Genomic DNA, 11,796 nt, shown 5'->3' with positions numbered 1-11,796 from the left:
CAGGATGTTCATAAATCTCTTTTGCTTATTAATTTTAATTCATGTGGGCTAAGCCCGGTCATTTTGATTATATCTCGTCTGTGATGCCGTTTTTTCTCATTGCTTCAATTATTTCTCTTTTTCCTTCTATCTTCCCTTCATCTCTAGCGCCGCGCATACGGGTTATTTCGTCGTTTATCTCTTTTTCCCTGACACCACACGCTTTCTTGAGTTCTTTATCGAGGTTTAGAGCGCTAAGCTTTTCTTCTGCTTCGGTAATGTTTTTATCCATTGAAATTACCACCTTCAAAAGCAAATTGTTATCAACTTTTAGAAAGATCAGCCATCGGTGCAGCGGGTTATGAAGGTCTATATTCTTTATGAAATCCATGAATTCTAATGTTTCGATAAAGTGGATTTCCAATTTATCCGTCAAACGTTTTTTGTTTTTTTGTTTAGAAGTTGATAACAAAAATGAAAGTCAGCTGCGGTATCAACATTAAATCCTAAGAGGTTTATGGCAATTGTCCGGCTTAATTCCTGATAATCCTTGCTTTTCTTAAATCCTGCCGTATATAATTTGGACCAGTAAAACAAAGTCCGCTCACATATATTTTAAGCTACTTTTTTACTTCTTCAATTTGACTTTTTATTGGGAACTGTTCTCTCCAAAATGTTAATCAAAAAGCTTTTATCGTCATCGGTTAGTAAATAATTTCTGTAATACAAATCATCTTCCCTATTTAATAAAACATATAAATCTTGACTTTTATCTAAGTGATTATCTGCATCTAACGTTTCCGCAATAGTATCATAGGTATAATCAGTATAACCGGCCTTATCCATTAATTGCATATATGGAACGTTCAATCCATAGGCAAGTTTTTTAATAATAGTAGGAGTAGGTTTCGTGTTTTTTCCTGTCTCAATTTGTGACAAATAGGGATGGGATATCCCCGAACGTCTCGCAGCTTCCCTTAATGAAACATTTTTACTTTTCCTAATTTCCTTAATATATGTTCCAAAGTCCATTTGAAAACCTCTTTTTTGAATTTATATACTAAGTTTACTTTATAATGGTAAGTTGAGCAAACAATTCTATAAAATCGGTTGACAAATCAACCGAAAAATTCTATACTATAGTTAACAAATAAATAGGGAGGAGAAGTGAAATAACTAAAAGCTGCTACTGTTCACGCATCTATTTTTTTGCATAACGGTTGATTAATCAACCGTTATGCTGGATTACTAAGGTGCCAGGTTTGCAAGTATCAAAGGGGTATAAAAGAGGAGCGGGTAAATAATGAAAAGGTATCGGGAACTTGCGTTTGAATTGGACAGTCAATTGATTAAAATTAAGTCAGAAACAGAAATAGCATATGGTGCGTTGGAGTTCTTAAAAGAATTAGTTGACAAAATGCAGGTTCATTCGGATGCTGCGTCTTTCATGCTTAAAGAAGGAATAATGCAAAGGAAACTAAAATCGCTGATAACATTATTGGATTATTCAATCGTAAATATAGGTAGTATTGAGGAAGAAGCGGTTAGTAATCTTCAACCTATTTTTGAATATTTTCGTGAAGAGGACGAGGTTAATCAATAAATATAGAACGTTTTTAAGTCGGGACCAGTCCCATGGCGCTATAACGGAGCGGAAGGGACTGTTCTCTTAAATTACCTTCAACAATAGTCGCTTCAACAACGGTGCAAACAACTCCGGCAGCTCGGCAACACTCGGGATCATCAAGCGTTCTTTCCCGTAAATATTCTGCATCGTGGCATCTTCATGCTCGTCAATCACGCCATCTGCAAGAAACATACCGATAACTTCAATGCCTTTTTTACGTGCTTCCACAACCGCAACATTCGTATCGACAATGCCATTCTGATCATATCCCGAAGCTGCCGGCTCACCGTCGGAAAAGATGAGCAGGAACTTGTTCTTTTCTCTTCTAGCGGCTAATTCCTTCGTCATGACACGGATGCTGAAGCCGTCCCGATTGTCTTCCTCCGGTTCGAGTTGCATGATCCTTGCTCCGTCGTTTTTGTAGAAAGAATCGTCATAGGAATGGATTCGGTGAAAAAAATTCGGCTGGTAATTTTCCTTCACCTTATTGGCATCCTCCCAAAAACCGACAATGGCGTGAGGAATTTTTAATTGGTTTAATACTTCATGAAATAGGACAATCCCTCGTTTCGTTTCATTCATTTTATTGTGCATTGATGCGGAACAGTCAACAAGCAGGGTGAATACAGCGTCCATGTCACTTGATTCCTGACTTTTCTTATAAAACACGCGCGGATTTTCGTCGATAACAAGCGGCAACAATTTCTTGGAAAGCCGGCCAATAACCAAATCCTTTCTCGGAGCATTCTTTTTGTGTTCGATTGTTTTTTCAATGGTAGCCGCGAGCTTCCGTTTGAACGGCTCAATCTCTTGGACGTATTGTCGATATAAATCCAGATCAGCGTTAGATGACGTTCCTGCATTTTTTTCGATTGCGACGGCATGTTTGTTTTCCTCACCATAAATACGGTCACTGGATTCATTTCCCGACCGCTTATCCTCCTGTTTTTCTAGTGATTCTAATTCGGAATAGTCGTTACGTTTACTATTTCCGGAAGCACCCTGAACACTGCCCATCGCTTGATCAGCATCCTCGGTTTCGCGTGCTGCACCGCCCCGGATGTTTGTCTTCGTGCCAACCTCCAGTTCGAATTGGAGAAAATTTTGCTTCCGGTCACTATTTTGGTTTTCCCGATGCCACGTGGAGAAGGGCTGATCGAAATACTTGTTGTTTTCTTCATCCACTTCTTCCGTGTTCTGGTTCGCCAGCTCGTCTGTCCGGGTTAATTCATCAAACAACGTGTTCTGTGTCAAGTGCTCTATATGAGAAATCGGAAACGTAAAATAGTCATTGACCATGTCTTTGTTCTGATCTGTTAGTGAAAATGCTATATTATAGGCGATTTCGGTAATATCGGCGGTCGTTTTCGCTTCAAAGCTTGCAAATAGGAGCGGTTTCAGGCTTTCCAGACGATCAAGCTGGGCTGTGTTTGCCTGAGGAAAAGCTGGATCGGGCTCATTTGCTTGTAATAATAAATAAATGAGGCAGAATAGTTCATCAAGGGCATAGCTTCTTGTCACGTTTGTCGCTAATTGTGTCGCAAAATAGTGTTTGAGATACTTGGTACGGATGGCAAAGTCCCGTTTCGTCCCAGGTCGTTCCCTTTTTATCATTTCCTCTAGCCTAATATCCTCCAATAATGTGACGAGCTGGATGGCGAATTTTAACAACTTCGATTCATCCATATCTTGCAAATACGCTTTTAAAGAAGGGACATGGGTGTGATGCAATGTCCCTTCTGTTCGCAAAAATATATCCGTCTTATAGCCAGATTCCTTGATGTCCCGTTTATCCATATCCCAAAGGCTGCTGCCAGTCACTTTATGATCAATGATATCGATTGATGACCCATACGTGTATTCAAAGGTAAAATCCGCATTTCCGGATAATACTGCCGTTAAATCTTGTAACTGCAGAAACAGATTCGTATCGATAGTTGTATTAATCCACCGGTTGTCCACCATCCAGCATGCTCCTTTCTAAAACAGTGTATCTGCTATATTACTGACAAATTTCCGTTCGCGCTCTTCCTCCAGTTTATCTGCAATCGACCGGATAATTGCCCGTTTTGCAGGGATTAATGTGCTCAGATCGCACGCATCAAGCAGCGCACGGATCGATGCGGCATCTTCAGACAGCTTGCCTTGATAGACAGACTGAATGAGATCCGCAGACAGTTTCACAAATAGATCAATTGTCGTTTCATTGGCTAGCCTTGTATTCGTTTGGATCAATTGCTTGAGCTGTTTGCCTTCCAAATACGGAACGTCAATTACGATAAAGCGATTTTTCAATGCCTCATTCAGTGGGACGGTACCAACATAACCTTCGTTGATCGCAGCAATGACATTAAAACCTTCTTTGGCTGTTATGATCTCATTCGTAAACGGATTGGTAACGGTTCGCCGGTAGTCAAGCACCCCGTTTAGAAGCGGCAATGTCTCCGGTTTTGCCATGTTGATTTCATCAATATATAAAAAAGTTCCATGCATCATTGCGCTTGTAACTGGGCCCGGTACAAATTCAATTACTTGTTTTTCATTTTCATATGCCAACGTTTTAAAGCCCATCAAGCTTTCTGCATCCAAATCGACCGAACAGTTAATGCTATACATCGGCTGATAGAACATATTGGATAGCGTCTCCGCAAATTTTGTTTTCCCAGCCCCGGTTGGACCTTTTAGTAAAATATTTTTCCCCAGGCTTAAGGCGGAAATCGCGTCAATGACCAAATCGATATGTGGTGGAACATAGCCGCCTTCCCCGATAAGGTTTTGCAAAGTGTGGTTATTTTTCCGTTTCGTTGTTTGCAGCATGTTCTTTATCTGTTCAGGCAGGTTGTAGTTTGTGTTCATTGCTAGACTCCTTTCACACTGATCATTGTAAAGGTTGTGGGGAGGGAAGGCAATGGATGTGTAATGGGAGATAAAGGGATCGGTTTCTTGATCGATTTTTGCGTCGAACACGCTTAAAATTGTGCACCTCGCGGACTTGCTCTGATTATGTGAACATGACTGGATTAGTGCTTGAACAAACTGGAAAAGTGCTGAACCCGTCTGAATTAGTGCTGAACAATTTTTTCAAAATACGCTGAACATGACTGGAAAAGTGCTGAACCCGCCCAGATTAGTGCTGAACAAACTAGAAAATACGCCGAATCCACTCTGATTAGCGCTCAACTTCCCAATCTCAGTCGGGTTTAGGCAGGATTCTATCAATTTCGTCCCCTTGTATGGAAAGACCCGTTTAAGAAAGACTATAAACGGATACAGAATAAAGAAAAAATATATGAGGAGTTGGTGGTTTCATTGAGTATGAAAGAAAGAGTAAAAGATAGAAAAGGGCTGATTGACTATCGTATTTTCCTGCCCTCATTGATTATTATTATAGCGATCAGCATCCCATTTTCATTAAATGAAAGCGGATCGCTGGAATTAATGAACACCATATTTGAAAGTATCGTGGCTAACTTTAAATGGGGCTATATCTGGTATACGATTATTCTGGTTGGCGCCGGACTATTTCTCTCATTTTCCAAATATGGGGATGTGGTACTCGGTGATCCGAATGAGAAACCAAGATTTACGTTGTTCGAATATGCGTCCATTTTGATTGCGATGGGGCTCGGTTCGACCATCATGCGGACAGGGATGGTTCAGTGGGCAACCGTGGCGAATGACCCGCCCTTGGGAGTTGAGCCGCAATCTATTGACGCATTGATGTGGGGAAATGCGTATGGCATGTTTATGTGGAATCTGCAAGTATTCGCAATCTTCGTGATGGCGGCGCCAGCAATGGGGTACATATTGCACGTTCGGAAACGCCCGATGATGCGGATATCGGAAGCATGTCGCGTTATATTTGGTGACCAATTCACCGATGGGATCGGCGGGAAAATTCTAGATATTATTTTTCTTATTAGTATACTTGCTGGGGCAGCGGTAACCCTGGGACTTGGCGCACCGATTGTGACCTATAATGTTGCAGAGTTATTTGATATTGACATCACGTTTGGCCTGACCTTAATTGTAACGATTATTTGGGTTTGTCTATTTTCAACAAGCGCCTACCTGGGGATTGAAAAAGGAATTAAAAAGTTAAGTACGCTCAACATGTACCTGGCAGCTATTTTTGCACTGGGAATCCTGCTTTTTGGGCCGGGAATATTTATTTTGAATTACTTTACCGATACGATTGGATTTCTCGTTTCCCATTATGTTGATTTATCGTTTTATACCAATTCCCTGGATCTGAACGGCAGTACATTTATCGAAACAAATACCGTATTCTGGTATGCCTACAGTGCGACGTGGGCAATGCTACACAGTGTTTTCGCAGCAAAAGTATCAAAAGGGCGGACAATAAAAGAAATGATTTTGACATATTTATTAGCGCCGACGATGATATCATGGGTAGCAACCGGTATCCTCGGAGGTCTTGGTGTTCACCGGTATTTGACCGGCGAAGTGTCAGTACTGGATATCGTCGCTGAAGATGAAATGGCAGCTATTCCTGCAATATTAAACTCGCTGCCTTTTTCATCGATTATGATTGCGGCATTTATTATCATCGCCACGATCTTTTTGACGACAACACTTGATTCTACGACGTATACCATTGCCACGTATGCGGGTACACAGAATATGAGTAAAGCCGAGCCGTCAAAATCGGTACGTATTATTGTAGCGGCAATTATTACCGCGCTTGCCTTGCTATTAATGCGCATCGGCGGTCTGGATCCACTGGAAGTTCTCTCCGGAATCATGGGTATCCCGATTATCGTCATCCAGTTTCTGACGATTTATGCGGCGAAGAAAATGATGGATGAGGATAGAGCCTGGGTGAATAATGTTAGGAGAGATAAAAAGCGAGAATACTAAGGATATTATACAAAATCCTGTTTTTGATTAGCTTTTCAAAAACAGGATTTTTTTGTGTTGAGTAACTATTATTAAATAAAATATACAAATAAACTTAAATAATATTTATTTTTCGTTTTACTTTATTAATAAATATGTTAAACTATATTTAGAAAATGAAAGGAGTAAAGGGATGGATATTAAAAATGTGCCAAATTGGATTTTGGCTTTAGATGAAGAAGATATGGAATTCATTAAAAAGTTTGTATTGAATTCAGGCTCCTTAAAGGAAATCGCCAAAATCTATGATGTTTCCTATCCAACTGTACGAATTAGGCTGGATAGGCTAATTCAGAAAATAACAGTAAATGATGCTGCGGATAACGAGGACTTTGTGAAATTTATTAAGGGACTTTCGATTGATGATCGCATTAGTTTAGAGGATGCGAAGTTGATTATTGAGAAATATAAAAAGGAAAAAGGTGACAAGTGATGGAATATGTTTACAATATTATATTCGCGATTTTAACCCTTGTAATTCAACATTTTCTTTCAACAAGAAAAAGAGCTTATTTTGGTGCCATCTTACCAATCATTTTTACGGTCTTCATGTGGGGCTGGGTATTTGCAAAAGTAAAAGATGGAGATACCTCTGATTTTTATTTCGCATTTATTCTCGGATTGGCTATTTTACTAGGTGGATGGATTGAAGGAAGAGAGTCATTAAAGAAAAAAAGAATAAGAGAATTAAATAAAATGAAAACCTACGATATGCAATAGGTAATCACAGAAAGGAGTAGAAAAATGATTCATATACTAAAACAGGAATTTATTGATTCTTTTAGAAGTATAAGGTCTATTATCATTGTTTTATTCATAACGTTCGTTTCTTACCAGTTTGCTAAATTTGCGGATAACAATCAAGCGTTGATCAACAAAATTCTCGAAAATGGCGGGGAGGAAGGGTCAGTATATACTGCCGCAATTGCATTGATTGTCCTGGTATTCGGATTTTTATTTGCTTTTGCAATATCCCACGATTCGATAAACAGGGAAGTAGAAATGAGAACGATGCGTTTACTCGTAACAAAGACGTCCAGATTACAAATTTTGCTCGGGAAATTTTTAGGCACGTTGTTATTTTGGGTTGTTGTCATATCCGTATCCTTTTCCATATTATTGATCATTTCTGGTTCATGGTTTCTAAAAGACTATCTTCAATCCCTAATATTCTTGTTTTACATTGTAAGCTTTGTTCTGCTCATTTCAACCTTGATCCCAAAGACAAAATGAACGATGTTCTCGGGTATTCTTTTTGGTATTTCGCTGCCATTTATCGGCTTAATCGCGACAGTATCATTGGATGATTTGTTAGCGAATTGTGCAGGAGAGAATCCACACGAAGAATTTTTTAGCGAATCAGTTGGAAAGGAAGAATTATAATATGCAAGTTCCAGATAGAGGGGATTTAATTTATTTTGACTTTAATCCTCGAACAGGAACAGAGCAAGCAGAACGTAGACTCGCAATTGTTCTGTCAACCAAAAAATTTAATGGAGTTACTGGTTATCCATCCGTTTGTCCCATCAGCAGAACAGAAAGGGAATGGGGGTTCGATGTCCCATTCCTGAAGGTTTAGCGGTTGAGGGTGTAATCATTAGTGATCAGGTGATTTGAATTGGAAAACAAGAAGTGCTCGAATAGGTGATACATACTTATCTTTATGAAGAACTTCAATTCGATGAATAGCTTATCAAGTTAGTATTTAATTTGCTCTGTTTTGGTGCTTATTTTACGTGGACATAAAATAGAGGATCACCCATATCATCAATACAATGGGTGATCCTCTTATATCTCTTCAACAATTGCGGCCGTTTGTGGCAACTTAAACAAAAACTATTTTAAAAATGGGATGTCTTGAAAGAGTGAAATGGTCAGGACTAGTGTCAGTAAGGAACCTGTTGACATTAAAGTTATTGTTTTTCGCCAGTTTATCTCTTCTGAAGGTTTTACAGCCTCTCGAGATACCGCAATCCAGATAAGCGTTGTTACTATGATAATAATGGTTAATGACATATTCGACACTCCTTTCATATATTTTCGCCTTAGCGTAAAAATCCAACTTTAAAGATAGCAGTTCCTCCATAGCCTGGTCCTATTGTTCAGTTAAAGGACGCGTTCTTATTCCATAATTGCCCCAGTTTGCGGTAATTATTATTGCTTTGAATTCAAGTATTCAGCAACCTCTTCTGGCACCTTGAAATTAAATGAATAACTTTTTACACTAAATTCAATATAAGGAAGATCTTTGTATGTTGTCATAGCAGCAACTTCATTTAAATTATCTTTTTGCTTTTCTGACTCGCCTAGTTTAACAGTATCCTTTTGATACATTTTAAATCTTTTTCCTTTAGTAGCTCCTGAAGGGATATCCGCTGAATCCTACTTATCAATTTAACGCATCAACAAAGTTTTCAATATCATTATCGTCTGAAATTGTTGTAACATCAGAACCATCTGATGAGAATACTTCAACTTTTTGCGTTTTTTCAAAGCTATCTGCAAGACCGCTATCATCGTTTTTCTTTCCTGTACCACATCCCATAAGTAAAATTGATACGCTTACAACAAGTAAAAATATCATCATACCTTTTTTCATAATAAATACACTCCTTTCCTGCACTTACGGTGAGTTTTTAAGAATAAAAAAACTGACAACAAAAATAATCAATGACCAAACAGATGTGTATTGAATACCAAGCAATTCAAAAATACCCGCCATCCCAAACAGGTAAATCCCTATAATAAAACCTGATACTACGGCTATGAAAAGTGTTACTCCCACAACTGTTCCTATTTTTTGTTTCATATTCATATCACGAAATGAATCATCATTATGTTCAGACATGTAAATAACAACTCTCCTTAAATCAAGAACAAAGAATTTAATTAAGCTATTTTTATAAAATGCTTACAGATTCACTTCAACAAAACGGCACAATTCAGAAGGACGTCCTTTATTCGATTAGCGTGCCCATTTCTGGATTATCGCAGATCAAGGGCATAGAATATTGTGTCATATCGGGCATTACCGACGGCAACAAAACGGGGCAATCGACCGTATTCTGTGAATCCTAGAGATTTGTACAGTTTTGCGGCCCGCGTATTGTCACCACGAAAGTCAAGCGTTAGCACCTCGATCCCAGCATTGATAGCAGCGGAAATCAATTGATTCATGAGTTGGTGACCTAAGCCACGACCTTGATACCGTGGATCGATTGCCACCTTTTCTATGTCGGCATGGGGATGATGAGTCGGACGATTGTAGCGTCTCCAGTACCCAACACCCGCAAGATCTTGATCGACCCAAATCGCAATTAGGCATGCGTCACTATTTTCACTTGCAATGGCCAACTCTCGAAGTAGGCTAGCCACCTCTTCTGTTGAGGGTGGATCAACCCACCCAATTGCTGCACCGTTTGAAACGAGTTCCTGTAATAACTGTGCTGCATTTTTTACAAACGATAAGTCTTCTGCGTTTCCGATATCTACTGCACGTAACACAATAGAGTTTTTCATCAGGCTCCCCCCATCTATAATTCTTCTAGGAAAACATGGTAGTCCTAGAAGCTATCCTAAACTTTATAAATTCACGTTTTACTAAGTTTATTCATAATCTGGCTCCATTCTTGAATAACCCTTTGCTTAAACAGTACCATATATCTCTCGTAAGCACACAGCATTCAAACCACCTTTTTGTGAATTAAATGACTTATTATAAATTTTACAACTTTTTATTTCTTAACACCTTGCCATCCTGATAAACCTTATAGATTTCCATTGTTCCTGAATGCGTTTCATGAAAAGACTCTTTTTTAGTCACATATTATACCCATGAATTGGTGTCGTCAATGAGAAGTTCGTGTAACTGGATTAAAATCGGTAGCGTGCTTTATAATTATTACAAAACTACCGTACGACAGGGGAGATATGAATGGATGTTTGGTACGTAAGCTATGGTTCCAATATTTGCGAAGATCGTTTTCTGTGCTATATATACGGAGATACCCCAAAAGGATCGACAGCAAAAGAATGCGGATGCACGGATAAAACCCCGCCGAAAAGAAGTGAAAAGGTGGAGTTGCCGTACCCGCTATATTTTGCCAAAGAACGGAGCAAATGGGGTGATGGCGGAGTAGCGTTTATTGGGGACAGGCCAGTTTATACGGATCGGACGTATGCCCGGAAATATTTGATTACCGCCGAGCAATTCTCAGAGGTTGTTGCCCAAGAAAATAATCAGCCCGGCTTATTAGTAGAGTTGCAGCAGGTGCTGCAAAAGGGTAAGCAAACCATAACGGATGGATGGTATGGAAGCCTTCTTTATCTTGGCGAAGAAGACGGATTTCCGATGTTTACATTTACAGCAAACACGCCGATGGACCGAACAACATTCAACAAGCCTTCAGCCTCCTATTTAACAATGATTGTGCGGGGGTTAAGAGAATTGGGTTTAACCAATGATGAAATAGTATCCTATCTTCTTGGAAAAAAGGGGATTGCCGAGTACTTTACAACAGATACGTTGGGGGAGTATATCGATGTGGTTTAGCAGGTGATTTCGGGTTAGATTGTTTATAGTAGGAAGTGGGGATCCAAACGGAAAAGGTTAGTCAAAATGAAATTGGATCCACGAAACAAAGCAGGTCTACGGACTTTTTGAACGTTACTTAAAATTAAATGAACACGAAGAAAAATAATTGAAGGATGAAATCAAACACATGGATGCGTCGAATAAAATTATGGAGATCCCGATTTCTTATGGGGAAAAGCTGAAGAGAAAAGGAAAGTAACTTTAAAATTGCTAGAGAAGGGTGCCTCCATTGAATTTATCTTCCGTTGGCGAGAAGACCCCTTCCTCAAGGAATGTATAGGGTGAAACTCAATGAGTAGGTAGGGGATGAATCGCCTCTCCAAGGGAGACTTTTTGAAGTTGACAAGAACGTGTATTCGTGTGATAATAGGCATAGATGGAAGAAAAGAGGCTTTTAAGGGATGAGCACAAAGGCATATTTCTCCGATCGAATCTATAAAAATACGCTTTCCAATTCATTTGTTGAAGCTATTTTCGATGCCCTTTCCCGCTTCAACCGTGCAAAACAGTTCGTCTTGAATACCTTGGTCAAGGAAAAGCGTTCGGGCCAGAGTAGACGGGAAAAATCGATCCATGTACACGTCAAGGAAAAATATCAATTGGACGACTATTACGCTAATAGTGCTGTTCAAGCTGCCAAGGCTCAATTAAAAAGTCTGGACGAACTGAAAAAAAT

Annotated in this window: 16 protein-coding genes and 2 pseudogenes; 9 read left to right on the top strand and 9 right to left on the bottom strand. The window is 39.3% G+C overall.

From position 1 onward, the window contains the following. Positions 1–67: 67 nt before the first annotated feature. Together IEX12_RS08835 and IEX12_RS08825 are read right to left on the bottom strand one after the other, a co-directional pair. Positions 68–576 (bottom strand): annotated as a pseudogene (locus tag IEX12_RS08835) (Rpn family recombination-promoting nuclease/putative transposase). A gap of 39 nt (positions 577–615) precedes the next feature. Beyond that, positions 616–1,011, bottom strand: coding sequence for a helix-turn-helix domain-containing protein (locus tag IEX12_RS08825; protein ID WP_088049330.1), 396 nt, complete (start codon positions 1,009–1,011; stop codon positions 616–618). Between the two features lie 271 nt (positions 1,012–1,282). Between IEX12_RS08825 and IEX12_RS08820 the strand changes: the two genes are divergently transcribed. Continuing rightward, positions 1,283–1,582: a hypothetical protein gene (locus IEX12_RS08820; RefSeq protein WP_088049331.1), complete on the top strand. Its 300-nt coding sequence runs from the start codon at positions 1,283–1,285 to the stop codon at positions 1,580–1,582. 66 nt (positions 1,583–1,648) lie between these two features. Here the strand turns inward: IEX12_RS08820 and IEX12_RS08815 are convergent, their stop codons facing one another. Then, complete coding sequence (locus IEX12_RS08815; protein WP_102415685.1) at positions 1,649–3,571, bottom strand: vWA domain-containing protein; 1,923 nt, start codon at positions 3,569–3,571, stop codon at positions 1,649–1,651. Between the two features lie 15 nt (positions 3,572–3,586). Beyond that, positions 3,587–4,462: an ATP-binding protein gene (locus IEX12_RS08810; RefSeq protein ID WP_088049333.1), complete on the bottom strand. Its 876-nt coding sequence runs from the start codon at positions 4,460–4,462 to the stop codon at positions 3,587–3,589. Between the two features lie 459 nt (positions 4,463–4,921). Here IEX12_RS08810 and IEX12_RS08805 point away from each other — a divergent pair, with 459 nt between their 5' ends. The 6 genes from IEX12_RS08805 (at position 4,922) to IEX12_RS08780 (ending at position 8,105) form a co-directional block, all read left to right on the top strand. Then, positions 4,922–6,487 carry a BCCT family transporter gene (locus IEX12_RS08805; protein ID WP_088049334.1) on the top strand — a complete coding sequence of 522 codons (1,566 nt, stop codon included), beginning with the start codon at positions 4,922–4,924 and terminating at the stop codon, positions 6,485–6,487. Between the two features lie 172 nt (positions 6,488–6,659). Next, a complete protein-coding gene (locus IEX12_RS08800; RefSeq protein ID WP_088049335.1) occupies positions 6,660–6,959 on the top strand; it encodes a DUF2089 family protein in 300 nt (99 codons plus the stop codon). Beyond that, a complete protein-coding gene (locus tag IEX12_RS08795; RefSeq protein ID WP_088049336.1) occupies positions 6,959–7,246 on the top strand; it encodes a hypothetical protein in 288 nt (95 codons plus the stop codon). Before IEX12_RS08800 ends, IEX12_RS08795 begins: the two co-directional genes overlap by 1 nt. Positions 7,247–7,270: 24 nt before the next feature. Continuing rightward, complete coding sequence (locus IEX12_RS08790) at positions 7,271–7,759, top strand: ABC transporter permease (RefSeq protein ID WP_088049337.1); 489 nt, start codon at positions 7,271–7,273, stop codon at positions 7,757–7,759. Between the two features lie 3 nt (positions 7,760–7,762). Beyond that, positions 7,763–7,909 (top strand): hypothetical protein, encoded by a 147-nt coding sequence (locus IEX12_RS08785; protein WP_188724960.1) that lies wholly within the window; start codon positions 7,763–7,765, stop codon positions 7,907–7,909. Between the two features lies 1 nt (position 7,910). Beyond that, on the top strand, positions 7,911–8,105 hold the full coding sequence (locus tag IEX12_RS08780) for a type II toxin-antitoxin system PemK/MazF family toxin (RefSeq protein ID WP_088049338.1): 195 nt from the start codon (positions 7,911–7,913) through the stop codon (positions 8,103–8,105). Between the two features lie 257 nt (positions 8,106–8,362). Here the strand turns inward: IEX12_RS08780 and IEX12_RS08775 are convergent, their stop codons facing one another. The 5 genes from IEX12_RS08775 to IEX12_RS08755 form a co-directional block, all read right to left on the bottom strand. Then, a complete protein-coding gene (locus IEX12_RS08775; RefSeq protein WP_188724959.1) occupies positions 8,363–8,542 on the bottom strand; it encodes a hypothetical protein in 180 nt (59 codons plus the stop codon). Positions 8,543–8,680: 138 nt separating this feature from the next. Next, entirely contained in the window at positions 8,681–8,860 is a 180-nt protein-coding gene (locus tag IEX12_RS08770) for a hypothetical protein (RefSeq protein ID WP_088049339.1), read from the bottom strand. A gap of 55 nt (positions 8,861–8,915) precedes the next feature. Beyond that, positions 8,916–9,125 carry a hypothetical protein gene (locus tag IEX12_RS08765; protein WP_088049340.1) on the bottom strand — a complete coding sequence of 70 codons (210 nt, stop codon included), beginning with the start codon at positions 9,123–9,125 and terminating at the stop codon, positions 8,916–8,918. Positions 9,126–9,149: 24 nt separating this feature from the next. Then, on the bottom strand, positions 9,150–9,374 hold the full coding sequence (locus IEX12_RS08760) for a YrvL family regulatory protein (protein WP_230856177.1): 225 nt from the start codon (positions 9,372–9,374) through the stop codon (positions 9,150–9,152). A 137-nt stretch (positions 9,375–9,511) separates the two neighbouring features. Then, positions 9,512–10,045, bottom strand: a complete 534-nt coding sequence (locus IEX12_RS08755; RefSeq protein WP_088049341.1) for a GNAT family N-acetyltransferase — start codon at positions 10,043–10,045, stop codon at positions 9,512–9,514. A gap of 415 nt (positions 10,046–10,460) precedes the next feature. On the opposite strand from IEX12_RS08755, the gene IEX12_RS08750 reads away from it, so the two are divergent. After that, positions 10,461–11,078, top strand: a complete 618-nt coding sequence (locus IEX12_RS08750) for a hypothetical protein (protein WP_088049342.1) — start codon at positions 10,461–10,463, stop codon at positions 11,076–11,078. Between the two features lie 443 nt (positions 11,079–11,521). Then, positions 11,522–11,796, top strand: a pseudogene (locus IEX12_RS08745) (hypothetical protein); the annotation flags it as partial.

Origin of the sequence: Lentibacillus populi (assembly GCA_014642895.1) — a bacterium.
In the GTDB taxonomy this organism is placed as follows: Bacteria; Bacillota; Bacilli; order Bacillales; family Amphibacillaceae; genus Lentibacillus_C; species Lentibacillus_C populi.
This window is presented reverse-complemented; position numbering and strand designations above follow the sequence as displayed.